This is a genomic window from Dietzia cinnamea NBRC 102147 (assembly GCF_001571065.1).
In the GTDB taxonomy this organism is placed as follows: domain Bacteria; phylum Actinomycetota; class Actinomycetes; order Mycobacteriales; family Mycobacteriaceae; genus Dietzia; species Dietzia cinnamea.
This window is the reverse complement of sequence record NZ_BCSW01000009.1, coordinates 53,846-80,026: the sequence shown is the minus strand read 5'-3', so window position 1 is coordinate 80,026 and position 26,181 is coordinate 53,846. Positions and strand designations below refer to the sequence as shown.

Below are 26,181 nucleotides of genomic sequence, written 5' to 3'. Positions count from 1 at the left end.
TCAGACCTTGATCGCGCCCATGTCGACGGTGAAGGTCGAGGCGGTGATGGTGCGCGAGGCGTCCGACGCGAGGAACATCACCGAGTCGGAGATGTCGTCGGTGCTGGCCATGCCCATGCCCAGGATCGGGGTGAAATGCGGCAGGAACTGCGGCATGTTGTTGAACACCTCGAGCGCGTCGGGGTCCTCGGCACCCATCGGCGTCCGCACGCCGTAGGGGTGGATCGTGTTGACCCGGATGCCGTGCTCACCGAGCTCCTTCGCGGCGGTCTGCGCGAGGCCCACCACGCCGTACTTGGAGGCCGAGTACGGGGACTGCACCGGCATGGCCTTGAGGCCCGCCACCGAGCTGACCAGGATGATCGAGCCGCCGTTACCCGCGTCGAGCATGTGCGGGATCGCCGCACGCAGCGTCTTCCAGTACCCCGTGAGGTTGATGTCGAGGGTGTCCTGCCACTGCTGCTCGTCGAGCTCCCAGACCTTGCCCCAGTTGCAGATGCCCGCGTTGGCGATCACCACGTCCAGGCGGCCACCGAAGCGCTCCAAGCCGCGGGCCACGAGGGCCTGCTGGAACGCCAGGTCGCGGACGTCACCGACCTCGGCGAGGATCTCCCCTCCCTCGGCCTCCACGCGCTCGATGGTGGTGGCCAGGTCGTCCTCGGTGGCGGCCCGGTACTTCACGTACTCGGACGGCGAGTCACACAGGTCCAGGCCGATGATCCTGGCGCCCTCGCGCGCGAAGCGGATCGCGTGCTTGCGGCCCTGGCCGCGGGCCACACCGGTGATGTAGACGACCTTGCCGTCGAAATCTCCCATTACAGGGGGTGTCCTTCTCTTCCGTGGTGGTGGGTCAGACGCCGAGACGGCGCATGAAGTCGTCGGGGATGACGTAGTCGTCGCGGTTCAGCTCGGAGATCGAGGACTTGCTCAGCCCGATGAGGCTCGAGTCGAGTCCGGAACGCATGATGTCGAGGACGTTCTCCACTCCCGCCTGGCCGTTGGCCCCGAGCCCCCACAGGTACGCGCGACCGATCATCACGGCCCGGGCACCGAGCGCGAGTGCCTTGGCCACGTCCGAACCGCGACGGATGCCGCCGTCGAGCAGGACCTCTACCTGATCGCCCACCTCGTCGGCGATCGGCGCGAGGCACCGGATGGACGCCGGGGTGGCGTCGAGGTTGTTGCCGCCGTGGTTGGAGACGGAGATCGCGGTGACCCCGGCGTCGACGGCCCGCTTGGCGTCGTCGACCCGGATGATGCCCTTGAGCATGACCGGTCCGTCGTAGTTCTCCACGACCCAGGCGATGTCCTCCCACGTGGCCGGCGGGGTGCCCATCCACTCGCCGTAGGCACCGAAGAACGTCGGGCCCATCTCGCCCTTGCCCACCAGGTTGGGGGTCGTCAGATCGGGGAACCGCTTGTTGACCACCACGTCGCGGGCCCACTCGGCGGCCCAGCGGGGACGCACGGCGATCTGCGGGGCGAGGGTGATCATGGCCCTGGCATCGAGCTTCTCCGGGATGGCCGGGCTGCCCCAGTCACGGCCCATCGAGAACGACCAGTCGGTGGTGAGGATGACCCCCGCCGCCCCGGCGGCCTTGGCGCGCTCCAGCCGCTCCAGCACCTTCTCCTTGCCGCCGAGCCAGTACACCTGGAAGAAGGTCTGCGGGTTGGCCGCGATGACCTCCTCGATCGGCTTGGACGCGAACGAGCTCAGTCCCATCGCGGTGCCGCGGGCGGCCGCGGCACGGGCCACATCCACCTCGCCGTCCGGCGTGACGGCCTGGACACCGGTCGGCGAGATCATCACCGGCAGGCTGATGGGCTGGCCCATCACCGTGGTGGCCATGTCACGGTCCTGCTTGGCGCCGATCACGTGGGGCTTGGGCTCGAGCTCGGTGAAGGCGTCCATGTTGTCGCGGATGGTCACCCCCGCCTCGCTGCCGCCGACGAGCGCCATGTACACGCTCTTGGGCAGCTTCTTCTTCGCGCGGCGCTGGGCCTCCGCGACAGACTCGAACCACGGGTTCTGGCGCCAGGGGTTGGCCTCGGCGATCTTCGACAGGCGGGACACGGTGGTGGCTGCTCCTTCTAGGGGGTTGGTCCGGGCCAGCGGGGTTCGTCCGGGCGGGCCGGCTCAGATCGGGGACTCGTCGCACAGGCTGGTGGGCCTGCGCGGCGGTGTCGTGACGAGGGTCAGCGGCACCGGGCCGGTGGGCTGCTTACGCGCCGCGAGCCCCATGGGCCGCGTGTGGTCCTGCGAGGGGTCGGGGATGCTGCGCTCAGCCGCGAGCAATCCCTCTCCGTAACCCTGGACGCACTCGGGGTCCGGGCCGTCCATCGGCAGCCCGGTGAAGAACTTGGCCGCCATGCAGCCACCCCGGCAACTGTCGTAGAAGTCGCAGGACGCACACGCCCCGGCCGACTGCGGCTCGCGCAGCTCACGGAACAACTCCGAGGTCTGCCACACCGTCTCGAGCCCGCCGTCGGCGACGACGTTGCCGGCGAGGAACTCCTCGTGGATGGCGAACGGACAGGCGTAGACGTCGCCGATCGGGTCGATCAGGCACACCACACGGCCGGCGCCGCACAGGTTGAGCCCGGGTAGCGAGCCCTGCGCCTGTCCTTCACCGAAGGGGGTCAGGTGGAAGAAGCTGTCGCCGGTAAGCACATCGGAGCCGTTCGCGACCAGCCAGTCGTACAGGTCCTTCTGCTGCTCGGGCAGGGGATGCAGGTCGTCCCACACGTCGGCGCCGCGGCCCGACGGACGCAGGCGCGTGATGCGCAGGGTCGCGTCGTACTTGTCGGCCAGCGCCTTGAACTCGTCCAGCTGGGTGACGTTCTCGCGCGTCACCACCACCGAGATCTTGGCGTCGGTGAAGCCGGCGTCCTTGAGGTTCTGCAGCGCACGGCAGGCCATGTCGAAGGACCCCGGGCCGCGGACCGCGTCGTTGACCTCCGCGGTCGCACCGTCGATGGAGATCTGGACGTCCACGTAGTCGCTCGCGGCCAGGCGCCTGGCGACCTTCTCGTCGATACGGACACCGTTGGTGGAGAACTTCACGCCCACCTGGTGGCTGGTGGCGTAGTCGACCAGCTCCCAGAAATCGGAGCGGACCGTCGGCTCGCCTCCGCCGATGTTGACGTAGAAGACCTGCATCTTCTGCAGCTCGTCGATGATCGACTTGCACTGCTCGGTGCTGAGCTCGCGCGGGTCACGGCGACCGGAGGAGCTCAGGCAGTGCACGCAGGCGAGGTTGCAGGCGTAGGTGAGTTCCCAGGTCAGGCAGATCGGCGCGTCGAGCCCACGCTCGAACTGGTCGACGAGGCGGCCGACGGGCGCCGGGGCGGGACGGTCGAGCATGCTGGTCATGAGGTCTCCTCGATCATGCGCGAGGCGGCGAGCTGGCCGAGCGCGTGCAGGTACAGCCGCGCTGTCGCCGGATCATCGATCGACACCCCGGCGGCGGCACAGGCGGCGCGCGCGGTGGGGTGGTCGGCGAGGGTGCTGACCACCTCGACGATGGTCGGCGACTTGAGGAAGCTGAGCTTGCGGGTGTGGAAGTGGTAGAGCAGTGCCCCGAACGGCTCGGGCCGGAGCGCCACGCCGGGGTGCAGGCGCCAGCCGGCGTCGAGGTCGAATTCCGCCGGGGCGGCTGACTGCTCGGCGTCGGCCGGCGCTGCTGCGGAGGTCATCTCAGTAGACCCCACACATGCCGTCGATGGAGACCTCCTCGATGAGGGCCTCCTCCAGCACGACCTCGGTGTTCTGCGTGTTCTCCATGACGTGTCCTTTCGTCTGGCACTCCAGCGACATCCCACCGGTTTCCGGTGAGATCTGCATCATATTGGCACTTAGTGCCAGTGGCAAGAGTCACTCATCTAGGCTCTCGTGTCATGGGAATGCCGGAAATGCCCGGAACCGAGACACGGCCCCCGGGACGTCGGCCGTCGACCACGCGCGCCTCCATCGTCGACGTGGCCCTCGACCTGTTCGCCCGGCAGGGCTACGACGCGACCAGCGTCGACCAGATCGCCGAGGCCGCGCACATCTCCCGCCGCACCCTGTTCCGCTACTTCCCCGGCAAGGCCGCCATCGCCTGGGGCGAGTTCGACGAGCAGATCGACCTCATGCTGGGGTACCTGGACGGCGTCCCAGAGAACACGCCGCTGCGCGACGCGCTGGCGGACGCCCTCATCGCGTTCAACACGTTCCCGCGCGAGCAAACGGAAGCGCACCGACTACGGATGCGCCTCCTGCTCGGCGTGGACGAACTGCAGGCGCACTCGACCCTCGTGTACGCCGACTGGCGCCGGGCCGTGGCCGGGTTCGTCGCCGCCAGGCTCGGCCAGACGGTGGACGATCTCGTGCCCGCCGCGACCGCGCACGCCGCGCTGGGGATCGCACTGTCCGCCTACCGCCTGTGGGTGGCCGAGCCCGGAGCCGACCAGGATCGCCTCCACGAGCTCCTGCGTCACGGGACGCAGATCCTCGCCCGAGAGGACGCGTTCGAGCCCGGTGGGCGACCGCGCTGAACTTACCGGCGGGTAACCTCGTCGTCGTGACCCACTCCGACACCTCCCCCACCCACCACACCGACACCTCCACCTACCGGCTGTGGAAGACCGCCACCCGGCTCCCGTTCGGCTCCCGCCTGTTCAGCGCGGCGGTGAGCCTCAAGGCCCCGTACTTCCGCACCGCGTACCCGCACGTCGTCGAACTCCGACCGGGCCGCTGCGTCGTCCGCGGACCCGGCTGGTGGGGCAACCGCAACCACATCGGCACCTTCCACGTGATCGCGGCGTGCAACCTCGCCGAGATGGCCATGGGCATGCTCGCCGAGGCCACGGTTCCCGCCACCCACCGATGGATCCCCGTGGGCATGAACGTGCGCTACCCCGCCAAGTCGACGGGCGGGATGACCGTCACGGCCGAGTGGACCGAGCTGCCCGACTTCGCGTCGATCACCACCGGGCAGGACGTCGAGGTGCCCCTGCGGTTCGTCGACGACGCGGGGGTCGAGCCCATCACCGGCTCGATCACCATCCGCGTCTCGCCCAGGAAGAAGCGCTGAGACGGTACCGGCTCTCCCGTCGGCGGGCTCGTCGGCGGGCTGACCGGCGCGCTAATCGCGGGTGCGGGCGTCGAAGGCCTTGATCGCTATCGGGGCGATCACCACCGTCAGGCCGACGATCCACAGCAGTGACGCCAGCACCGGGTGCTGCAGCGGGAGGGCGGCGTCCGGGCCGACGGCCGGGGCGTTGCCCCAGAGTTCCCGCATCGCCTGCACCACCGAGGAGAGCGGGTTCCACTCCGCGATCGCCCGCAACCACACGGGCATCGACTCCGGCGGGGCGAAGGTGTTGGCGACGAACGTGATGGGGAACGTCGTGGTGAACATGACGCCGTTCACCGCCTCGATCGTCTTGAGCCGCGAACCGACGACGATGCCGATCCAGATCATGACGAAGCCGAAGCCCAGCAGGATGAGGTATCCGAGCAGCGCGTCGATGATCCCGCTGCGGATCCGCCACCCCACGATGAGGCCCGTCAACGACATGACCACGACGCCGATCGAGGAGTGGATGAGGCTCGACGCGCTCCGCGCGATGAGGATGGACGCCCGCTGGATGGGCAGCGTCCGGAAACGGTCGATGATGCCCTTGTTGAGGTCGTTGCACAGTCCCGAGGCCACGACGAACGACGAGAACGCCATGGTCTGCGCCATGATCCCGGGAAGCAGCCACTCGCGGTAGTTCCCGCTCCCCGCCACGGCGATCGCACCGCCGAAGACGTACGCGAACAGCAGCACGAACATCACCGGCTGGATGGTGACGTCCGCGAGGTTCTCCGGCTGCCGCCGGATGTGGAACAGATTGCGGCGCACCAGCGCCGAGACCTGCCGGCCGAACGACGGGCCGTCCGGGCGGGCCGGGACGACGAAGCCGTCCGCGCTGGTGGTTCCCACGGCGGGGTCCGCGACGGTGCTCATACCCGGTACTCCTCCTCGGTGGTGCCGAGACTGGCGGTCTCGGATCGGGCGGTGTCGGATCGGGCGGTGTCGTCTCCGCCGGACTCGAGTCGGGGGTCCTCCGCCTTACGCCCCGTCAACGAGAGGAAGACGTCGTCCAGGCTCGGGCGCTGCAGGCCGATGTCGTCCAGCTCGATACCGGCCTCGGTGAACGCCGCGGCGATCCCCGCGAGCGCGGAGACACCTTCCGACGGCGCGGTGAGGCGGCGCGCGTCCCGGTCGACGTGGAAGTCGGCGATCCGGGTCGTCAGCACCCGCGCGGCTTCGTCGACGTCCTCCGGACGCGACACCGTGATCACCAGACTCGCCACCCCCGAGCGATCCTTGAGCTGCAGCGGCGTGCCCTCCGCGATGACGCGTCCGTGGTCGATCACGATCACCCGGTCGGCGAGCTGATCGGCCTCGTCGAGGTACTGGGTGGTGAGCAGCAGCGTGGTGCCGTCACGGACCAGTCCGCGCAACACGTCCCACAATTCGTTGCGCGACCGTGGGTCCAGACCGGTGGTCGGCTCGTCGAGGAACAGCACCGGCGGGGCCGCCACGAGACTGGCCGCCAGGTCCAGGCGGCGCCGCATCCCGCCGGAGTAGCTCTTGGCGACGCGGGTCGCCGCCTCGGTGAGCGAGAACTTCTCCAGCAGTTCGTCCGCCCGCGCCTTCACCGCCTTCTTCGGCAGCCCGTACAGGTCACCGACTAGCCGGAGATTCTCCCGCCCGGTGAGCAGTTCGTCCACCGTCGCCGATTGGGCGGTCAACCCCATCTTCTTGCGCACCAGTGCGGGTTCGGAGACGACGTCGTGGCCGGCCACCCGGGCGGTTCCCGAGGTCGGCGGACTCAGGGTGGTCATCATCCGGATCGTGGTGGTCTTGCCGGAACCGTTCGGGCCGAGCAATCCGAGGACCGTCCCGGTGGGGACGGTGAACGAGATGTCGTCGACAGCGGTGAAGTCACCGAATCGCTTGACGAGGTGTTCGGCCTCGATCGCCGGTGCGGACGTGGATCGGGTACTCACCCTCAAAGGGTGGCCTCCACCCGTGGAGTAGTCAACAGTCCCGCCGCGCCGTGCGGACAGATCCTGTCAGCAATGCGGTCCGCGGCGCCGGATCGGATGCCGACGAGCCCCGACCGACCTACCGTCGTTCCATGCCCCGCATAGCCATCACCTCCGTCCACGTCGACGACCAGTCGCGTGCGCTCACCTTCTACACCGAGGTCCTGGGGTTCGTCCACAAACACGACTTCCCCGCAGGCGACTTCCGCTGGCTCACGGTGGTCGACCCGGGTGACCCGAACGGCACCCAGTTGCTGCTCGAGCCCGATCAGCACCCCGCCGCCCGGGCCTACGCCACCGCGTTGCACGCCGACGGCATCCCCGCCGCCCAGTTCGAGGTGGACGACATCCACCGGGCGCATGCCGAGCTGCAGGAACGGGGCGCGCGGATCGTGCAGCCGCCCACCGAGGCGGGTCCGGTGTGGACGATGATCCTCGACGACACCTGCGGCAACCTCGTCCAACTCGTCACCGCCGCGGACGTCTGAGGTCCGGTCGCCGGAGCCGTACCCGGCTCGTCGACGTATCGTGGGGAGGCCGCGCCAGCGCCTTCCGACGCCCCCACGACCAAAGGATGACCGGTACCCGTGAGCCCCCAGTCGACCATCCCGCCGACCATCGCCCGTTCGTGGCTCCTGCTGCCCGCGGACAAGTCCGAGCGTTTCGACGACGCCGTGGACTCCGAGATGGACGTGGTGGTCCTCGACGTCGAGGACGGGGTGCGGCAGTCCGAGAAGGAACGCTCGCGCCGTGAAGTGCGCCAGTGGCTCGAGGCGGGCAACCACGCGTGGATCCGCATCAACGACGTCCGTTCGCCGGAGTGGGAGAAGGACCTCATGGCTCTGGGCCACTGCCCCGGGCTGGACGGAGTGATGCTGGCCAAGACCGAGAACGCCGAGCACGTCGCCCTCACCGCGGCCCGCCTGGCCGAGGGCACCCCGATCGTCGCCCTGGTCGAGTCCGCGGACGGCCTGGCACAGGCGGCGGAGATCGCCAAGACCGACCAGGTCGTGCGCCTGGCGTTCGGCGTCGGGGACTACCGCCGCGACACCGGGATCGGGTCCTCTCAGATCGCCCTGGCCTACACGCGCTCGCAGTTCGTGGTGGCCAGCCGGATCGCGCGCGTCGCCCCGCCGATCGACGGGCCGACCATCTCCAACGACACCCGGGTCCTCATGGACGCGGCGGAGCACGCCGTCGAGATGGGCATGACCGGCAAGCTGTGTCTCCGGGTCGACCAGGCGCCGTACATCAACGAGGTCCTCTCCCCCTCCGCCGCGGACGTCTCGTGGGCCGAGTCGGTCATCGACGAACTCGGGAACGGCGGCGAGCGCTGCCGCGACGGTTCCGACCTGCCGCGTCTGGCCCGCGCGCAGAAGATCGCCCGGCTCGCGCAGGCGTACGCCGTCGCGCGCTGACGGAAACCGCGGACGCCTGGCGCGTCGCGGACGTGACAGGGCCCCGGCCGCGGGTGCGGCCGGGGCCCTGTCGTCGCTCCGGGGCGGTCAGCGGGGCGAGTCGCCGGTGACCAGCGGGAGGCCGGGATCGCCGGCCCACGCGGTCATCGACCCGTCGTACACCGCCACGTCCTCGCGGCCGGCCAGCGCCAGCGCGTGGGCGACCCCGGTGGCCGCGATCCCGCCACCGCAGTAGGTGACGACCGTGCGGTCCTCGTCGAGCAGCCCGGCCGCCTCGAACTCGGCGCGCAGTTCCTCGAGCGGACGCAGCGTGCCGGTCTCGGGGTCCCGGAGGCGGGCCACCGGCAGGTTGATGCTGCCGGGGATGTGGCCGGGACGCCCGTACGAGGCGACGGCGCCGCGGTACGTGGCCTCGTCGAGGACGTTGACGAGGATCGTGTTCTCGTCGTCGAGGGCCGCGGTCACGTCCTCGGTGGACCGGATCAGTTCCGGCCGACGGACGCCCGTGAAGGTGCGCGGCGTCGGCACCGCGATCTCGTCGGTGACCTCGTAGCCCGCGGCCTTCCACGCCGGTAGGCCGCCGTCGAGGACCGCGACGTCGTCGAATCCCTCGAAGCGCAGGTGCCACCAGAACCGGGTGGCCCAGAACCCCTCGTGCTGGTCGTAGACCACCACGGTCGCGCCGTCCCCGATGCCGAGCCCGCTCGCGGCGGCCGCGAAGCGCTCGTGATCCGGCGCGGTGGCGGGCAGGGGGCTGGACGGGTCCGCGAAGTCGCCGAGCAGGTCGGCGAACAGGGCACCGGGGATGTGCTCGGGCCGGTACGTCTCGAGGCCCGAGACCGGGCGTGGGGTGCCGTCCGCGTCGGCGGTCAGGTGGGTCGTGGCGTCGACGACGACGAGGTCGGCCTCACCCAGGTGGTCGTGCAGCCACTCGGGGCTCACGGTGAGCGGAGTCGTCATGTCTCGTCCTTTCGATGGGGTACGCCCCCCGAGAATAGACAGATCTGTTCAGCTGACGCGCTGGAGCCGGACGTTGGCGAACTCGGTCAGGCCCCATCGTCCCAGTTCGCGGCCGTATCCGGAGCGCTTGACGCCGCCGAACGGTAGCCCCGGGAGGGTGGTGCCGTGTTCGTTGACGTAGGCCATGCCCACCTCGAGCCGCTCCGCCACCTCGGAGGCGCGCTCGGTGTCGGTGCCCCACACGGATCCGGAGAGCCCGAAGGGCGTGTCGTTGGCGATCCGCACCGCCTCGTCGATCGAGTCGTAGGTGTACACCATCGCGACGGGGCCGAAGATCTCCTCGCGGTAGGCGTCCATCTCCTCGGTGATGCCGGTGAGGATGGTGGGCTGCATGAACGCGCCGGGCCGGTCGATCGCCGCGCCGCCCGTGACGAGCGTCGCGCCCTGCCGGACGGCCGTCTCGACCTGCTCGACGACGTCGTCGCGGGCGTCCTCCGACGACAGGGGCCCGAGCTCGGTGCCCTCGTCGGCGGCGGGCCCGACGGTCAGCTCCTCGTAGAGGTTCTTCAGCCGGCCGAGGAAGTCCTCCTCGAGCTGCGTCGGGACGAAGATCCGCTTGGGCGAGTTGCACGCCTGCCCGCAGTTCGACAGCCGCGCCCGACCCACGGTCTCGGTGAGCTCGTCGAGATCGTCGGCGTCGAGGATGATGAGCGGGTCGGACCCGCCGAGCTCCAGCACGCTGGGCTTGAGGTTCTCCGCGGCCACCGTGGCCACCGCGGCGCCGGCTCCCTCGCTCCCGGTGAGGGAGACGCCCTTGATCCGCGGGTCGGCGATCATCTCGGCGACCGTGTCGCTGGAGGCGTAGACGTTGACGAAGACGTCCTCGGGTAGGCCCGCCGCGCGCTGCACCTTCTCGATGGCCGCGGACGAGCGGGCACAGATGCTCGCGTGCTTGAGCACGACGGTGTTGCCGAGCAGCAGGTTGGGCGCGGCGAACCGAGCGACCTGGTAGTAGGGGTAGTTCCACGGCATGATCCCCACCAGCGGCCCGACGGGCTCGTAGGTGACCCGGTTGAGACGCGCCTCGGGCACGTCCAGCGACTCGGGCTCCAGGAGGGCGGGACCGTGCTCGCCGTACCAGCGGTAGATCGACGCCGCGAGCTCCACCTCGCCCTGCGCCTGGTCGGGCAGCTTGCCCATCTCGGTGGTGATCGCCTTACCGAGTTCCTCGCGGTGCTCGTCGAAGGCGTCGGCGATCGCCACCAGGATGCGGGCCCGCTCGGCCACGTCGGTGGCGCGCCAGGTGGCGAATCCCCCGGTGACGGTGTCCAGGACGCCGTCGACGTCGCGGATCTGCTCGTACTCGCGGTCGGTCCGACCGGTGGACGGGTCGTGCGTGACGTACATGCGGTCCTCCCTCTTCTCGCGGCGGCCGGTGGTGGTACCCGGTCGTGTCCCGCGACGGTAGGCGGGGGGTGGGACCGTTGCATCCGGTCGGTGCGCCCCGACCCCGCCGCCGCGGTGGTGCGGGGCGGGGTCGCGGGAGGTCGGACGTGGGTGTCGGGGCCGGTGGATCAGCTCCAGCCCTGAGCGGCACGACGATCCGCGTCGGCCATGCCCTCGTTGCCCTGGGCGGCGGCGCGGGAGATCTCGGCGAGCATCGCCTGCAGCGCTGCCGCGGCCTGGTCCCAGTCGTTCTGGTGCGCCTGGTAGGCGACCGCGGCGTCGCCCTCCCACTCGGCGACCAGCGGGGCGAGGTAGGCCTTGAGGTCGTCGAGGGTGGTGCGCAGGCTGGTGGACGCCTGCGCGACCTGGCCGACGAGGGCCTCGATCGGGCCGTGGTTGTAGGTGATCTGTCCAGAGGTCATGACGGTCCCTTCCGGTGGTGGTGGTGTCGGCGATCAGAGGTTGAGCGGGCCGGTGCCGCCGGCCCGGGTGATGAGGGCGGCCGAGTCCTGGTCCGCGGCGTCGAACGACGAGCTGTTGGTCCGCATCGTCTCCGAGATCCCGGCGAGGGCGTTGTTGAGCTTGGCGCTCTGCTGCTGCCACTCGGTCATGATCTGGGTGAAGCGTGCCTGCGCGGCGCCGCGCCACACCGAGCCGCCGAGCTGGGACACCGAGTCCCGCACGGTGCCGAGCAGCCGGTCGATCTCGAGGTTCACGTCGTCGACCCTCCTGGCCGCCGTGTCCATGGTCCCGATGTGGGTGTTGAACCCGGTCATCTCGTCCTCCCCTGTGGTCGCTGCGGACTCCCCTTCTGGGTCCGTCACAGTGTTCGACGCGGCCGGGAGGTCGTTCGGTTCCACGGGATCGGGAAAATCTCCGTCGGGCTCGTCAGGAGGTGGCGTAGAGCCGGGCCGCCGCCTCGACCGGCGCGACCTCGGGTACGACGAACGACAGCAGGCGGGCCCGGTCGCACGCGTCCACGACCCGCTCGGCGACCCGTCCGCGCACGAGGACCTCCGCGGACCCGGTGGCCGCCTCGCGCCGCCGGCGCCTCAGGCCGGTGACCGCGTCGAGGATGCGCGGCACCTCGTCGTCGGCGGCGGTGTCGCGGAACGGGTCGCGGCGCTGCACCACGGCGCGGTCGACCAGGGTCAGTCCGCCGCGCGCACGTTCGACGAGTGAGACCGTGGTGCGTGTGCGGGAGGCTTCCACGCACACCGCCCAGCGCGCCGACGACGACGGGAGCGCCTCGGCCGTGACCAGGGCTGAGCGGACCACGCGGGCGGCGACCCCCACGTCCCGGGCGGCGGCCACGAGCCGGGTGGTGCGGCTCGTCCCCCAGTCGCTGGGCACCACCAGCACGGCGGCGTCGCCGTCACCGTCATTGTCGCCGGCTGAGGCCCCGGCCCAGCGCAGTGCGCGCGCGACGGGGGCCGCGAGGAGTTCGGAGACCGGCACGGAGAGGCCGGCGACGTCCACGCGGTCGCGGTGTGCGTGGGCGACCGGGTCCGCGAGGCACCGGGCCGGGAAGCGGGCGGCGGCCTCGTCGGCCCGATCCGAGCACTCGATGCGGTCGCCACCGGGCGGGAGCGCCGATCCGTCGAGGCCGGCGAGGACGGAGGCGGGGGCGACCACCGGGGACAGCACCGCCGAGGCGGACGCCGCCGCGACGGCCAGCCCCGAGCAGGACAGGTCGACGGCCAGGGTCGCCGCGCGCGCGTCGGTCACGGTTCGGACAGGGCGGTCTGGACCAGCCGCACGCCGCCGTCGCGGGTGACGAGCCGTCCCCGCCCCGCGGGCAGCGGGCCGGGTCGCACCCCTCCGAGCAGCGGCCCCTCCTCGCGGCTGCCGGACATGACGAGACCCGCGCCGCCCAGGTCGCGGATCCGGGCGACGAACGGGTCGAACAGCGCGCGCGAGGCGCCGGCGCTGCGCCGGGCCAGGACGACCGACAGGCCGATGTCCCGGGCGTGCGGCAGGAAGCGCGCCAGGGGCTGCAGCGGGTTGCCCCCTCCCGTGATGACGAGGTCGAGGTCGTCGACGAGGAGGTAGATCCTGGGTCCGCTCCACCACGACCGCGCGCGCAGCTCCTCGGCCGTGACGTCGGCGCCGGGCATGCGCTCGTCGAGGACCTGCGCCAGGTGCTCGACCATGGGCACGAGGGCCGTCTCGGTGGGCGCGTATCCCGCGAGGTGGTCCCCGGTGACCTCGCCGAGCATCGTGCGCCGGTAGTCCACCACGATGAGCTTGGCGTGTTCGGGGGTGTTCCCCGCGACCAGCCCGCGGGACAGCGACCGCAGAAGGGAGGTCTTCCCGCACTCCGAGTCGCCCAGCACCAGCATGAGCGGGTCGCCCTCCAGGTCGGCGTAGACCACCGTGAGGTCGGCCTCGTCCACGCCGAGCGGGAGGCGGGTGCGACGACCGTCGGCGTCGGGACGGGCCAGGCTCGCGACCTGCGCGTAGGGCAGCACCTCGGGCAGCATCCGGACGGGGGCGGCGCCGACGTCGCCCACCCGGGCGCGCCACCGCCGGGCGAGGTGACGCGAGGCCTCGGCGGTCGCGTCGGCCATACCCTCCGGGTCGACCCGACCGTCGAGCCGGGGCTGGTAGACCAGCATGTGATCGCGGGTGCGGGTGAGTCCCCGCCCCGGGGCGGCCGGGACCGTCATCGCCGCGCGCCGGTCGATCATGGAATCGGTGGGATCACCCAGGCGCAGCTCGACCCTGGTACCGAGGGCGTCGCGCAGCGCCGGCCGCAGGTCCGCCCAGCGGGAGGCGGACAACACCACGTGGATCCCATAGGACAGCCCGTCCGCGGCCAGGCCCAGGACCACGGCCTCGAGGTCCTCGAACTCGGTGCGCAGGGCCTGCCATCCGTCGAGTACCAAAAGGACGTCGGGGTACTCCGCCACGGGGCGCCCGTTCCGGTCGATCTCCCGACGGCGCGCCTGGTCGACGGAGGTGATACCCGCCTCGTGGAAGGCGGTCTCGCGACGACGACGCTCGGCGTCCACCTCGGCGATCGTGCGCCGGATTCTCTCCTCCTCGCCGCGGCGGGCGACCCCGCCCACGTGCGGCAGGTCCGCGACTGACTGCAGCAGTCCGCCGCCGAGGTCCACGACGTATACCGACAGCCGGTCGGGCTCGGTGGTCGCGGCCGCGGACAGCACGAGGGTGCACAGCGTCGTCGACTTGCCGGAGCGGGTGCCGCCGACGACGGCGACGTTGCCGTCGGCCCCGGACAGGTCCACGTACCAGGTGTCGCGGCGCTGCTCGAACGGCAGGTCCACCTCGGCGAGCGGGAACCGCAGCCCGACCGGCCGGACGGCCGCGATCGCGGCCCCCGCCGGGTCCGAGCCGGTCGGCTCGGTGCCCGTCGGTTCGGTGCCCGTCGGTTCGGTGCCCACGGCCGAGTCCAGCGGGGCGCCCTCCCCCAACGGGGCCAGCCACACCTCGTGCGCGGGTCGGCCGTGCCCGGCGAGTCGGCCCACCAGGACGTCGAGCAGGCTCGCCGACTCCCCCGCGCCGTCGGCGTCCGCGGCGTCGCCGGGAACGAGGTCCTCCTCGTCGTCGCCTCCGATCACCACCGGTGGGGTCGGCACCGGCATGTACCAGGCGGTGAACGGCCGCACCGCGGCCCGGGCGGCGACCATGGCCACCGTGGAACCGTCGAGGCGTCGGTCCTCGGTGTACGGACCGGAGACATAGGCGGCGTCGAACCGCACCGGGTCGCCGGCGTCCACCTTGAGGTAGCCGGCGCCCGGGGTCGCGGGCAGGTGGTAGGCGTCGGTCACGCCCAGAACCGTGCGGGACTCGGTGGCCGAGAACGTCTTGAGCGCGATCCGGTAGGACAGGTGGCTGTCCAGCCCGCGCAGCCGTCCCTCCTCGAGGCGCTGGGAGGCGAGCAGCAGGTGGATGTGCAGGGACCGCCCGAGGCGCCCGATCGTGAGGAACAGCTCGGCGAACTCGGGCTTGGAGGACAGCAGTTCGGAGAACTCGTCGACCACGATCACCAGCGCGGGGAGCGGGTCCAGCGGGGCGCCCTTGGCGCGGGCGGCCTCGTACTCCGCGACGTTCGAGTAATTGCCGGCCGCGCGGAGCACCTCCTGGCGCCGGGTGAGCTCCCCCTCGAGGGCGTCCCGCATGCGGTCCACCATGGTGACCTCGGCCTGCAGGTTGGTGATGACCGCGGCGACGTGCGCCAGCGACTCCAGCCCGAGGAACGTGGCGCCGCCCTTGAAGTCCACCAGCACGAGATTGAGCGAATCGGGGTCGTGGGTGGCGACGAGGCCCAGCACGAGGGTGCGCAAAAACTCGGACTTGCCGGATCCGGTCGCGCCGATGCACAGCCCGTGCGGACCCATGCCACCGTGAGCTGCCTCCTTGAGGTCCAGCTCCACAGGCGCGCCGTCAGGACTAACCCCCACGGGCACGCGCAGCCGGTCGCGCTCGCCGCGGCGTCGCCACGCGACCGCCGGGTCGACCTGGGTGGCCACGCCGATCCCCAGCAGGTCGGGCAGGCCGGGCGCGCGGCGGGTCGAGGTGGAGCCGTCGGCGTGGGTCACCGTGTCGGCGGGCCGGTAGCGCGACAGCGCCATGGCCAGGCGTTCGGCCTCCGGCGGGCTCATCGCGTCGACACACGCGACCTCCTCCTCCCCCGCCTCGGTGCGGACGCGCGCCACACGATCATCGTCGACGCGGATGCACAGACCCCGGCGCAGCGCGAGGTCGCGCAGCTGCCCGGCGCGGCTGCCGGAGACCTCGAGCACCGTGACGCCGTCGAGACCGTCCTCGGCCAGGAGACGCTCGGCGCCGGTGACGCCGACCCCGTCGACGACGACGACGAGGTGCGCCCGCCCCGGGACACCGGCCGCGCTCGGGGAGAAGGCGGGACGGTCCGAGAGGTCGGTCCCGAGCATCGACTCGACCCCGGCGAGCGAGAACTCGGTGAGCCGGACCCGCCCGCCGCCGTCGGTGTAGACGGGGTGTTCGTGGTGCGGGAGCCATTTGAGCCACTCCCAGGCCCGGCGGGCGTCGCCCTCGCTCGCGGCCACCGCGACGCGGACCCGGTCGGGACCGTGGGCCACCACGAGGCCGGCGATCATGGCGCGTACGGCGGCGCGTACGCGGTCGACGTCGCCGTCGAGGGACAGGGCGGCGAACGCGCGCAGTTCCAGCGCGACGGGCAGCTCGTCGACCACCGAGTGCACGCGGACGAAGCGTCGCATGCTCACCACCGACACCGGCTCCAGGTCGTCGACGGGACCGGCGTCCGGGGCCTCGAGCCGGGTCGCGAGCGACTGGCGGCCGGGGCCCACGCGGATGGTGAGGTCGTCGGGATCCGACTCGTCGCGCTCCCACATGCGGGGCGTACCGACGAGCGCGGGCAGCTCGACGGGGTCCGGGTGGCGCCACAGTGCGGCCGCCCGCTGCGCGGCCGCGGTCTCACGGACGATGTCCCTGGTCTGACCGAGGTAGCGCAGGTAGTCCTTGCGCAGTTCGTCCGTCTCGGCGGTCTTGCTCCCGCCGGTCAGCGTGCCGGCGAGCATGCCCACCGCCGAGACGGCCATCATCACGGGGAAGAGCATGAACACGGGGTTGCGCATCATTCCCGTGCGCATCATCACCACGACCATCCCGCCCACGGCCACCACCAGGACGATCGGCAGCACGATCTGGATGAGCGGACGCGGGGTCGGCCGCGGCAGGGCGGGCGGCGCCTGCAGCGCGATCTCGCCGCCGGGTATGGGCGGGGCGTCGAGCTTCTCGGCGCGCGCGAACACGACGTCACCCATCAGCGGCACCCGTGTGCGTCATCTGCGATCGTCCCCTCCACTGCCGACGGGCGCGCGGCGCGCCGCCGGGAGTTGGGGCCCCCACGAGCGCCCTTCCGCCCCGACAATGATCGGCGTATCGGGTGGCGATGTTAGGGCAGTACACGTCCTGGCGGGGGCACCAACCGGGAACGAGCAGGAGGTCGGTGAGATGTCGGCGGACAGTGAGATCAGGGGCGTCGCCGCGGGCGTCGAACCCCTGGACCAGCGCCGGGTGTCGGTGGTGTGCCGCTCCACCCGGGTGGATCTGAGTCTGCCCGCCCACCTCGAGCTGGTCGCGGTGATCCCGGAGGTCGTGGACCTCGTCCGCGACCACATCCGCGCGGCCGCGGGCCCGGCGTCGGGGGTGGACGTCGACGCCCGGATGGGCGGCGGCACCGGCGGGTCCTGGCAGCTGTCCCGACTGGCCGGCGGCCCGCTGGCCGTGTCGGAGACCCTCGCCCAGCAGCGCGTCCACGACGGCGAGATACTCGTGCTGGACCACCGCCCGGTGCCGACGCCCGCCCCGCTGTTCGACGACGTCCTACAGGGACTGACCGAGCCGGACGTGGCCCGCTCCGCCTCGTGGGACCGCCGTGACGCGGTCACCACCGCGACCGCCGCGACCGCTGTCGTGGCGGTCGCCGCCGCGGTGGCGGCGACACGGCAGTGGTGGCTCGACGGCGGGCTCACGACCCCGCTGGTGTCGTTTCTGCTCGGGCTGCTCGGCCTGGCCGCGGTCCTCGCCCTGCGTCGCGCCTCGGTGCACGGGTCCGCGGACGCCGTCGCGGGTGCGTGTGCAGTGGGCTTCACGGTGCTCGCGGGGGCCACCGTGGGTGGCCCTCCCGTCGGCGCCGGGCATCTCCTGGGCGGGCTCACGGCCGGGTCGGTCCTCGCCGCGTTGTTGCGGTCGACCGTCTTCCGCCCCGGGCCGGCCCTCGGCTACGACACCGCCGCCGGGTACCTCGCGGCGTGCGTGGCGCTCGCGACGGGCGCGGTCGGTGCGCTCGTGGCGGCGACGACCCCCACGCCGGCCCCCGCGGTGGGCGCCGGTGCCGTGCTCGTCGGGCTCCTCGTGCTCACCGCGGCCCCGCGGATCGCCGTCTGGGCCGCCCGCATCCCCATCCCGCCGGTGCCCGCCCCGGGCGAGGACGTCGAGGCCGGCGACCTCGAGGACATCGACCACGACGTGCGCGGTAGGGCCCGCGGCCCCCTGCCCACGCCGGGCGTGTTGCGGCACCGGTTCCTCACCTCGCGGTCCTGGCTCACCGGCCTGTTGGCCGCGGCCGGCGCGGTCTGCACCGCCGGGTCGCTGACGTCCCTGACCGGCGACGGCGACACCACCCGCTGGTCGGCTCCGCTGGCGCTGGTCCTCATCGTGGTGCTGGTGCTGCGCGGGCTGGGCTACGCCGACCGGGTCCACACCGCCGTGCTGCTCATCTCGGCGCTCGTGCTGACCGCCAGTGTACTGGTGGGCGCGGGCCTGACCGTCGACTCGCCGGTGGGGGTCGTCGTCCCGGCCGCGGTGGCCGTCGCCGCGGCGGTCATCGTGGCCGCGTCGGTCCTCCCGCACGTCGACCTCTCCCCCGGGGCGCTCCGGGCCGTGGGCGTGGTCGAGGCCGTCGCCCTCTGCGCGATCGTCCCCCTCGCGGTGGGTGCCATGGAGGTCTACTCCCTCGTCCGCCAGCGATGACCGACCCGGGACCGGCCGCGCGCCCCGCCCACGGCCGCCGTGCCGCCCGTGTCGCCCGTGCCGTCCGGCGGACCGCTGCCACGGCAGCCGTGGCAACGGTGGTGGCCGGTCAGCTGCTCGCCCACCCGGCGGGGACGCCCGCCGCGTCCGCGGTGGAGCGCCCGTCGATCGACGGCCCGGTCCCCGAGGGCTCAGGGCTGGACTCCGGGCCGCTTCGCCTGGACGGCCCGTGCCGCACCACCGCCGCCGTCCTCGACCCGACCGCCCCACCCGCCTCGGCGACCGCCGCCGAGCTGGCCGACGCATGGATCCACGGCCGCGGGGAGGGCCAGGTCGTGGCGGTCATCGACACCGGGGTCAACCCCGGGCCGCGGCTGCCCCGGGTCCGCGGCGCCGGTGACGTGGTGCCCGGCCGGGACGGTACAGAGGACTGTGACGCCCACGGCACGCTCGTGGCCGGGGTGCTCGCGGGCACCGAGGACGCCACCGGACACTCGGGCATCGCACCCGGCGTCGAGATCGTCTCGATCCGCCAGTCCAGCAGCGTCCTCCGGGCCGAGAGCCCCGGCCCCGACGGCCCGACGGTCGGGGCCGGGGTCGGCACCCTGTCCACCCTCGCCCGGTCGATCCGGGCCGCCGTCGACGCCGGCGCCGGCGTCATCAACATCTCCGAGGTCGCCTGCGTCCCCTCCGGCACCGTGCTCGCAGACGCCACCCTCGGCGGTGCGATCCGCTACGCCGCCGTCGACCACGACGTCGTGGTCGTCGCCGCCGCCGGGAACGTCGGCGAGGCGTGCGGCGAGCAGAACCCGCCCTCCGCCGACCCGTCCGTACCGGGCGACGACGGTTGGGACGACGTCCTCACTATCGCCTCCCCCGCCTGGTACGACGACCACGTGCTCACCGTCGGTGGCGTCGACGCGGACGGCGCCCCCGCGGAGTTCTCGTTGCGCGGCCCGTGGGTGGACGTCGCCGCGCCCGCCGTGGGGCTGCGGTCCGTGGGCGCCGACGGCGCGGGCGTGTCCGACTTCGTCGTGGCCGGCGACGGCTCCCGCACCCCGATCAGCGGCACCAGCTTCGCCGCGCCGTTCGTCGCCGGCACCGCCGCGCTCGTCCGTCAGGCCCACCCCGGACTCACCGCACGTCAGGTGATCGCCCGGATCGAGGGCACCGCGATCCCTGCCGCGGGCGGGCACGACCACGCGATCGGCCACGGGGTGGTGGACCCGGTGGCGGCCGTGACCGGCGTCCGTAGAGCCGGCCGTCCCGCCCCGTCGACCACCACGATCGCCGCTCCCCCGCCCGATCCCGGCCCACCGGGTGCGGGCGCCGGCGCGGGCGTGGCGGCGGGCGCTCTGGCCCTGGGCGCGATGGCCCTCGTCGTCGTCACCCTGCTCGGGTCCCGCGACACCGGGCGCCGCGACGACCGACACACCCTCGCCGACTGACGGCGCCCCGCCGCCCGTCGCGCACCTCCCACCCGTCACGGGCCACCGCCCGCCACGCGCCCGGTTCAGCGCGTCGCGTCGTCCGGACCCGCCGGCTCCAGATCCGAGCCGTCCCGGGCGACCAGCGCCGACCCGCGGTCCAGGCGCGGTCCGGCCGGGAGGCGGTCGAGAATCGCGGTGTCCACGGGCACCGGCGCGCCACCCAGGCCGAGCACCGCGGCGGTCGGTGCGTCGGGGACGTCGAACCGCACGCCGGTGTCGGCCACGATCGTCGTGACCGCGGTGCGCGTCGTCGTGCCCCGTCCCGTCGCCGCGACGAGCAGCCCGCCGCCCGGCACGCCCACGGCGTCGACCGCCGGGCCTCCGCCGTCGGCGCCGGCCACCGCCCGGGCCTCCCCGGGGCCCGGAGCCGGCGCGCCCGCCACCAGGGACACCCGGCGCGCGGCGGGGCCCGGCCCGCCCGCGTCGCGCACGCACATCACCGGCGAGGCGGACGTCTCCAGCACCGTCGGGCGCTCGCCGGGGAAGGCCTCCACGTCCAGCGCCACCGACCGCGGCACGCCCATCCGGTCCGGCGGCACCTGCGCGACCGTCCCGACCGTCGCGGTGGACCGGATCACGTCGGCGAGGACCGGTCCGACCTCCTGCACACCGTCGGCCAGCGCGACGTGGGTCCGCGTCCCCGTGGCCGTGTCCACGGTGAACACCTGGCCGATCCGCAGCCCGTGGAGTCCGTAGTCGACCGGTTCGCCCGCCATCTCGATCACCGGCCGGCGCACCGGGTCCACCTCCGGCAGCGGGTCCACCAGGGCCGCCGTGACCGGACGCGGGTCGACCCCGCCGAGGCCGAGGATCTCCAGCAGGTCGCCGTCCCCGAGGTCGATGCGCGCGCGGGTGCCGTCGCGGAGCAGCCAGCCGGTGCCGTCCTGGTCCGCCAGCACGATCTCGTCCGGGCCCGTCTCGCGACCGGACGCGGCCCCGGCGTCAGCGTCCTCCCGCGCGACGATGCTGGTGCCGGTGACGCGCGGGCGTCCGCGGTCGGCGTCGACGACCTCGTCGCACACCGTCCACGACACGGCGGCCGCCGCCTCGGCGTCCCGGTGACCCGGTAGCGCCGAGGGCGCGCCGGGGATGCCGAGCAGCCCGCCGCGCGGGGTGCCGGCGATGTCGGCGTCGCGCACGGTCCGCGGCTCCGCCGGCTCTCCTGACACGAGGCGCGCGGACGCGAGGTTGCGCACGGGGTGCACCTTCTCACCGGCGCGCACGTACATCTGACCGGAGTCCCGCCCGACCATGATCATCGTGCTCCCGACGTCCGGGGCGGGGTCGAGCAGGGCCAGCACCGCGGCCCCGGCCACACCGAGCACAGCCGCGACCACGCCCACCGTCAGCCCCGTCGACTGACGCCTGAGCGGATCGTGCAGCATCCGGACGTCCCGGGCGACCACGGCGTGGCGGGCCCGGCGGGCGAGAAAGCGGTGGCCGTCCACCTGCGCCCTGGTCGTCGGCTTGAGCGGCACCGGCGCGGCCCCCTTTCCACGGATGTGGGACCCCCGCGGCCGGGGGCACCGGGGGTAGGGTACGCCAGGATCCGGCCCCCGTGGCCGGTCTTCCGGGCGCCGTCCGCACGCGCCCGAGTGCTCGGGACAGGCGTGGAGGAGGCGGGTGGATGACGGCGGTTCCCACCCTGGCCGGGCTGCTCGCCGCGCTCGTGGCGACGGTCGTTCTCACCGTGGTCTGCCCGCCGCAGGCGCAGCCGTGGGCCCAGTTCGCGACGGTCGCGCTCGTCGCCACCGTGATCACCGCGCGCCGCGGCGGCCGCCCGGTGCTGGCGCGCCCGGGGACCGCGCGTCAGCGGCCCGTCGACGTGGTGGACCTCGTCGCCCCGGACCGCTCCCCCGTCGGATGCGTGGAGGGCGAGCGCGTGGTGACGACCGCCGTGGAGATCTCGGCTGGCGCGCTCGTGACCACCGAGGTGGGGCGCGACGACCCGGCCGCGCATCGTGGTGTCCGCCTCCCGCTGGCGGTGGTGGCGCGCCAGCTCGAGCAGGGCGGGGTGCGCCTCGAGGGGATCGACGTGGTGGCCGACGGTCGCCGCGCCGCGACGGGTGGCGACGGCGAGGTGTACGACGCGCTCGTCGGCCCGCTCGCGCTGATCTCGCACCGACGCGTCCACCTGCTGCTGCGGTTCGACCTCGCGCGGCTCGCGCTGGGGCCCGCCGGACGGGCCGACGGCTCGCTGGAGCAGGTGGTCACGGTGGCCACCGAGCGGTTGCGCCGGTCGCTGGTGCATCACGGGGTGCCGTGCCGGGTCCTCGACGCGGCCGGACTCGCCGGCCTCTACCTGGACGCCGAGGGCGACCCGGGGCCGGGCGTCGGCGTGGTGGTGCGCCCGTCCGCCGACCCGCGGTCGGTGATCGACGGGCTCACCGCCGTGCGGGCCGCGCGCGTCACCGAGGTGCTCCGTCTGAGGCGTGTGGAGGGTCGTGACGACGTGGTGGACGTGGTGACCACCGTGGGGCTGACCGGCGTGGCCGAGGGGGCTGTGGCCGAGCGCGTCCTGCCGACCACCGCCAACACCTGCCATCGACTGCCGTCGGCGGGTGTCCTGCCCGTCCCCGGCGAGGAGATGCCCGTGGCCGTGGCCGGGTCGCTGGTCCGGCGCCGTGTCGACGAGCTCGCAGCCCTCGCCCCGCCGGCGCACGGCTGCGGACAGATCCTGGGAGCCACCCGCACCGGGGGCGCGGCGGCGGTCCAGCTGGCCGGCCCGCATCTGCGGTCGGTCCTGCTCGCCGCGGGACCCGCGGTCTGCCGACAGGTCGCGTTCCGCGCGGTCGCGGCCGGCTACCGGGTCGCGGTGGTCACCGACGTCCCCGACCGGTGGCGGCCCCTGACCGCGATCGGCGACGAGTCCCGCTACCGGATCGTCGACCCCGACGCCTCCGACGCGGGAGCCCCGGTCGACGCCGTGATGTGGGATGTCGACGGCCCGTTGACCGAGGGGCGCATCGACGCCCTCGCCGGGCCGGGCGGGCCGGACGTCACCCCGCCCACCGTCGTCCGCGTCGACGCCGACTGGGACCTGCGGGGCGAGCGGCACGCGGACACCGCGGCCCCGCCGGACCTCGTCCTGGACGGGCGGATCGACGGGTGGATCTCGATCGAGCCGCGCGCGGGTGAGTCCCGCCGCGTCTCGGTGGTGGCCGGGCCAGGCGAGGAGGCGTTCGTCGGCCCCCTCACCGTGCCGGGCGAGCTCACACCCGCAGGTGCTGCACCTTCCGCCAGCCCGGATCGTCCGTGACGGTCACCGTCACCTCGCCCTGATCCCAACCGGACGCCGCCACCCGCAGCTGCTCGTGGGCGGGGGTCGTGGAATCGACGTAGAAGTGCAGCAGACGGCGCCCGTCGCAGCTCTCCGCCCCGACGCACTCGCCGTCGCCCTCGAGGCGCTCGACGAGGTGGTCCTCGAGATCCCGCAGGCCGGGCAGCGAGCGAGAGCCGGGCAGGCCCCCGTCCTCGACGTCCGTGTACGGCACGTCGACGGCGACGTGGCGGTCGAATTCCGGCGCCGACAGGGCGACCAGCGGGACGCGGACCACGGCCACGAGCGGGCCCCGGTCGGTGTCCCCGTGGAGGATCTGCCACGCCGGGTCGCCCAGCTCGTCGGTGTTGTCCGCGGCGAGCTCACGCAGGATCCGGGGCAGGTCGGCGAGCGGCACCGCGTCGACGCCAGGCGCGGTGGCATTGGCCCTGATGAGCCCGACCCACGTCTCGACCTGCTCCTCGCCGCACAGGGCGTCCAGCAGGAGGTAGGCGGCGATCGACGAGTCGGCCCCGGTCAGCGCGGTGAACGCCGGGTGGTGGACGGTGACGTCGGCCCGGGACAGCCCCAGGTCCACCACGACCTCGGCGTCATCGAACCCCAGCCGGTGATCGCGGAAGTACATCGCGCAGCCCCGGACCGGCTCACGCAGGTCGGCGAACGACCACGTCTCGTCGGCCCGCGGCGCGGCGGCCAACCACCGGCGCGCGGCGCCCCGCAGCTCGGGCACTCCGGCCGCGGTGACGGTCAGCCGGTGGGGCACCTCCTCGCAGCCCGGGACGAACTCCCACGACAGGCCGGGATCGATGGCCTCGATGAGCGAACTGAGCTCCGCGACCACCCGCCCGGTGACGCCGGAGTCGATCGCCGCGGTGGCCCGGCGCCTGCCGTCGGCGGACCACCAGCGCCAGAAGGTGGTGATGGCCCGGTCCGATCGCGAGCGGGCCGTCTCGATGCGCACGCCGGAGAAGTCCAGCGATCGCGAGAGCTGCCGGGGTCGAGCCGCGCGAATCGCCATGTGTTCTCCTCCCGTGGCCGCGGTCCGTGAATGCGTGTCTCACCCCAGTATCCGGATTACCCGCCGATCGCGCCCGCGCCGACACACCCGGACAGGTCGTAAGGCTGATCGCGGTGCGGGTGCGGCGGGACGGTGACGGTGGCATGGTCGGAGCCATGACCTCCTCCCAGGACCTGGCCGGGCTGTCTTCCGGAGCGCAGCACGGCCGGCGGGTGCTCGTGATCGGCGCGACCGGATACATCGGATCGCGGCTGGTACCCCGGCTCATCACGGACGGTGCCGAGGTCTCGGTGCTCGCGCGCACCCCCGCCAGACTCGACGACGTGCCGTGGAGAGACGAGGTGACCATCCACGAGGGTGGCCTGGGCGATGCCGACGCTCTCCTCGCCGCCCTCCGCGAGACCGACGTGGCCTGCCACCTCGTGCACTCGATGGGTGGCTCCAGGGACTTCGAACGGGAGGAGCGCGAGACCACCGAGCAGTTCGTCCGCGCCGTCGAGGAGGCGGGTGTCGAGCGCATCGTCCACCTGTCTGGCCTCCATCCGGAGGGCGAGGAGGAGCTCTCCCCCCATTTGCGGTCCCGCGCCGAGGTCGCCCGGATCATGCTCGAGTCAACCGTGCCCGCGCTCGTGATCCAGGCCGGGGTGGTAATCGGCTCCGGCTCGGCGTCATTCGAGATGATCCGGCACCTGACCACCCGGCTCCCGGCCATGGTCACGCCCAAGTGGGTGAGCAACCACATCCAGCCCATCGCGATCCGCGACGTCCTGCACTACCTCTCCGCGGCCACCACGGTCCCCCTGTGCGGCGAGCTGGCCCACGGCCGGGCCATCGACGTGGGCGCGCCGGACTTGCTCACCTATGGCGAGATGATGCAGGTCTACGCCGAGGAGGCCGGACTGCGGCGCCGGGTCATGGTCCCCGTACCGGTGCTCACCCCCAAGCTGTCCTCCCACTGGCTGGGACTGGTCACACCCCTCGAGACCGGCCTGGCCAAGCCGCTCGTGGAGTCTCTGCGCTGCGAGGCCGTCGTCGCCAGGGACGACGCCGACGAGGTGCTCGGGCCCCCGCCGGGCGGGCGCACGACCTACCGCGACGCCCTGCGCGAGGCGCTCCGGGTCCCGCACGGTCCGGCGCGGCCACCCCTGTGGGAGGGCGCGGATCCGCTCGGCGACCCCGCGCGCCTGCTGCCGTCCGACGCCGACTGGGCCGGGGTCCGCCCGCCCACCCTCGGGCGCACGCGATCCCGGCCGTGACGTCCGGGCAGCGGGACCGGGACACGCCCACCGGCCGCTACCTGCGGGCGCTGCGGACCGGTGACATGGACACCGCGCCGTCGCACCCGTCCCGGCGGCGCGTCCTCGTCGTCGTCGTCACCCTCGTCGTCGGCGCGGCGGTCGGCGCGTGGGCGCTCCGGATCCCCGCCGGGGACGCCCTCTTCTACCCCGCCACCGCTCTCCTCGCCGCGGTGTGGCTGACCGGCGCGTTCGCCTCGGGACCGATCCGGGTGGGCTGCGAGCCGTACCGCCCGCGCCGGCCGGTGCTGTCCTCGGTGCTCACGGCCGCCGCGCTCGCGGTGGTGTTCTGCCTGGGGGCGCTCGTCGTGGCGCGTATCGAGCCACTCCGCGACCCGGTCGACGCGCTCCTCGCCCACGCGACCGTGGGGAACCTCGCGCTGGTCGCAGCCCTCACGGCGGTCAACGGGGTCGCCGAGGAGTGCTTCCACCGCGGTGCCGTGTACTCGGCCGTCGCCAACCTGCGGCCGATCCTCACGACGACGGTGATCTACGCGACCGTCACGGCCACCGCCGGGATCCCCCTGCTGGTGCTCGCGGCCGTCATCGTGGGTGTCGTGACGGCGCTACAGCGGCGCGCCACCGGCGGCGTCCTCGGGCCGGCGATCACGCACGTCGCGTGGTCGATGGTGATGCTGTTCGCGCTCGGCCCGATCCTCGACGCCGCGCGGGCCTGATCCCCGCAGG

General features: G+C 73.2%; 24 protein-coding genes. 9 read left to right on the top strand and 15 right to left on the bottom strand.

The window, feature by feature from the left end; genetic code table 11:
- The 5 genes from DCI01S_RS05600 to mftA all read right to left on the bottom strand — a co-directional run bounded on the left by DCI01S_RS05600 (position 1) and on the right by mftA (position 3,784).
- Positions 1–816 (bottom strand): mycofactocin-coupled SDR family oxidoreductase, encoded by an 816-nt coding sequence (locus tag DCI01S_RS05600; protein ID WP_061228323.1) that lies wholly within the window; start codon positions 814–816, stop codon positions 1–3.
- Positions 817–850: 34 nt separating this feature from the next.
- Positions 851–2,074, bottom strand: coding sequence for a pre-mycofactocin synthase MftD (gene mftD, locus DCI01S_RS05595; RefSeq protein WP_061228322.1), 1,224 nt, complete (start codon positions 2,072–2,074; stop codon positions 851–853).
- 63 nt (positions 2,075–2,137) lie between these two features.
- Entirely contained in the window at positions 2,138–3,373 is a 1,236-nt protein-coding gene (mftC, locus tag DCI01S_RS05590) for a mycofactocin radical SAM maturase (protein ID WP_061228321.1), read from the bottom strand.
- Positions 3,370–3,696 (bottom strand): mycofactocin biosynthesis chaperone MftB, encoded by a 327-nt coding sequence (gene mftB, locus DCI01S_RS05585; protein ID WP_061228320.1) that lies wholly within the window; start codon positions 3,694–3,696, stop codon positions 3,370–3,372. The genes mftC and mftB overlap by 4 nt, the downstream gene beginning before the upstream one ends.
- A 1-nt stretch (position 3,697) precedes the next feature.
- Positions 3,698–3,784 carry a mycofactocin precursor MftA gene (mftA, locus tag DCI01S_RS17150; protein ID WP_067716580.1) on the bottom strand — a complete coding sequence of 29 codons (87 nt, stop codon included), beginning with the start codon at positions 3,782–3,784 and terminating at the stop codon, positions 3,698–3,700.
- Between the two features lie 113 nt (positions 3,785–3,897).
- On the opposite strand from mftA, the gene mftR reads away from it, so the two are divergent.
- Both mftR and DCI01S_RS05575 read left to right on the top strand, forming a co-directional pair.
- A complete protein-coding gene (gene mftR, locus DCI01S_RS05580; protein ID WP_061228319.1) occupies positions 3,898–4,536 on the top strand; it encodes a mycofactocin system transcriptional regulator MftR in 639 nt (212 codons plus the stop codon).
- 26 nt (positions 4,537–4,562) lie between these two features.
- Positions 4,563–5,075 (top strand): hotdog fold domain-containing protein, encoded by a 513-nt coding sequence (locus DCI01S_RS05575; RefSeq protein WP_061228318.1) that lies wholly within the window; start codon positions 4,563–4,565, stop codon positions 5,073–5,075.
- A gap of 51 nt (positions 5,076–5,126) precedes the next feature.
- Here DCI01S_RS05575 and DCI01S_RS05570 read toward each other — a convergent pair whose 3' ends face one another.
- Complete coding sequence (locus DCI01S_RS05570) at positions 5,127–5,993, bottom strand: ABC transporter permease (protein ID WP_061228317.1); 867 nt, start codon at positions 5,991–5,993, stop codon at positions 5,127–5,129.
- Positions 5,990–7,042, bottom strand: a complete 1,053-nt coding sequence (locus tag DCI01S_RS05565) for an efflux ABC transporter ATPase subunit, DrrA-related (protein WP_061228316.1) — start codon at positions 7,040–7,042, stop codon at positions 5,990–5,992. Before DCI01S_RS05565 ends, DCI01S_RS05570 begins: the two co-directional genes overlap by 4 nt.
- A 131-nt stretch (positions 7,043–7,173) precedes the next feature.
- On the opposite strand from DCI01S_RS05565, the gene DCI01S_RS05560 reads away from it, so the two are divergent.
- Both DCI01S_RS05560 and DCI01S_RS05555 read left to right on the top strand, forming a co-directional pair.
- A complete protein-coding gene (locus DCI01S_RS05560; protein WP_061228315.1) occupies positions 7,174–7,569 on the top strand; it encodes a VOC family protein in 396 nt (131 codons plus the stop codon).
- Positions 7,570–7,668: 99 nt separating this feature from the next.
- Entirely contained in the window at positions 7,669–8,499 is an 831-nt protein-coding gene (locus tag DCI01S_RS05555; protein ID WP_061228314.1) for an HpcH/HpaI aldolase/citrate lyase family protein, read from the top strand.
- Positions 8,500–8,586: 87 nt separating this feature from the next.
- Here the strand turns inward: DCI01S_RS05555 and DCI01S_RS05550 are convergent, their stop codons facing one another.
- From DCI01S_RS05550 to eccCa, 6 genes are all read right to left on the bottom strand, one after another.
- The gene (locus DCI01S_RS05550; RefSeq protein WP_061228313.1) at positions 8,587–9,459 is read right to left on the bottom strand and encodes a sulfurtransferase; all 873 of its coding nucleotides are present in this window, start codon (positions 9,457–9,459) and stop codon (positions 8,587–8,589) included.
- A 48-nt stretch (positions 9,460–9,507) separates the two neighbouring features.
- Positions 9,508–10,866, bottom strand: coding sequence for an NAD-dependent succinate-semialdehyde dehydrogenase (locus DCI01S_RS05545; RefSeq protein WP_061228312.1), 1,359 nt, complete (start codon positions 10,864–10,866; stop codon positions 9,508–9,510).
- Positions 10,867–11,033: 167 nt separating this feature from the next.
- Complete coding sequence (locus DCI01S_RS05540; protein WP_061228311.1) at positions 11,034–11,327, bottom strand: WXG100 family type VII secretion target; 294 nt, start codon at positions 11,325–11,327, stop codon at positions 11,034–11,036.
- A 33-nt stretch (positions 11,328–11,360) separates the two neighbouring features.
- Complete coding sequence (locus tag DCI01S_RS05535; protein ID WP_007628508.1) at positions 11,361–11,681, bottom strand: WXG100 family type VII secretion target; 321 nt, start codon at positions 11,679–11,681, stop codon at positions 11,361–11,363.
- Positions 11,682–11,793: 112 nt separating this feature from the next.
- Positions 11,794–12,633 (bottom strand): hypothetical protein, encoded by an 840-nt coding sequence (locus tag DCI01S_RS05530; protein WP_061228310.1) that lies wholly within the window; start codon positions 12,631–12,633, stop codon positions 11,794–11,796.
- Positions 12,630–16,700 (bottom strand): type VII secretion protein EccCa, encoded by a 4,071-nt coding sequence (gene eccCa, locus DCI01S_RS05525; protein WP_061228345.1) that lies wholly within the window; start codon positions 16,698–16,700, stop codon positions 12,630–12,632. The genes DCI01S_RS05530 and eccCa overlap by 4 nt, the downstream gene beginning before the upstream one ends.
- Positions 16,701–16,890: 190 nt before the next feature.
- Here eccCa and eccD point away from each other — a divergent pair, with 190 nt between their 5' ends.
- Both eccD and mycP read left to right on the top strand, forming a co-directional pair.
- Complete coding sequence (eccD, locus tag DCI01S_RS05520) at positions 16,891–18,411, top strand: type VII secretion integral membrane protein EccD (RefSeq protein ID WP_061228309.1); 1,521 nt, start codon at positions 16,891–16,893, stop codon at positions 18,409–18,411.
- The gene (gene mycP, locus DCI01S_RS05515; protein ID WP_082767655.1) at positions 18,408–19,859 is read left to right on the top strand and encodes a type VII secretion-associated serine protease mycosin; all 1,452 of its coding nucleotides are present in this window, start codon (positions 18,408–18,410) and stop codon (positions 19,857–19,859) included. Before eccD ends, mycP begins: the two co-directional genes overlap by 4 nt.
- A 65-nt stretch (positions 19,860–19,924) precedes the next feature.
- Here the strand turns inward: mycP and eccB are convergent, their stop codons facing one another.
- The gene (gene eccB, locus DCI01S_RS05510; protein WP_061228308.1) at positions 19,925–21,379 is read right to left on the bottom strand and encodes a type VII secretion protein EccB; all 1,455 of its coding nucleotides are present in this window, start codon (positions 21,377–21,379) and stop codon (positions 19,925–19,927) included.
- Positions 21,380–21,528: 149 nt separating this feature from the next.
- Between eccB and DCI01S_RS05505 the strand changes: the two genes are divergently transcribed.
- Positions 21,529–23,160 (top strand): type VII secretion protein EccE, encoded by a 1,632-nt coding sequence (locus DCI01S_RS05505; RefSeq protein ID WP_061228307.1) that lies wholly within the window; start codon positions 21,529–21,531, stop codon positions 23,158–23,160.
- On the opposite strand, the gene DCI01S_RS05500 is transcribed toward DCI01S_RS05505, so the two are convergent.
- A complete protein-coding gene (locus tag DCI01S_RS05500; RefSeq protein WP_061228306.1) occupies positions 23,114–24,199 on the bottom strand; it encodes a DUF695 domain-containing protein in 1,086 nt (361 codons plus the stop codon). The two genes, DCI01S_RS05505 and DCI01S_RS05500, sit on opposite strands and share 47 nt — an antisense overlap.
- Before the next feature lie 155 nt (positions 24,200–24,354).
- Here DCI01S_RS05500 and DCI01S_RS05495 point away from each other — a divergent pair, with 155 nt between their 5' ends.
- Complete coding sequence (locus tag DCI01S_RS05495) at positions 24,355–25,455, top strand: NAD(P)H-binding protein (protein ID WP_061228342.1); 1,101 nt, start codon at positions 24,355–24,357, stop codon at positions 25,453–25,455.
- On the top strand, positions 25,452–26,171 hold the full coding sequence (locus tag DCI01S_RS05490) for a CPBP family intramembrane glutamic endopeptidase (RefSeq protein WP_232302948.1): 720 nt from the start codon (positions 25,452–25,454) through the stop codon (positions 26,169–26,171). The genes DCI01S_RS05495 and DCI01S_RS05490 overlap by 4 nt, the downstream gene beginning before the upstream one ends.
- Positions 26,172–26,181 lie beyond the last annotated feature (10 nt).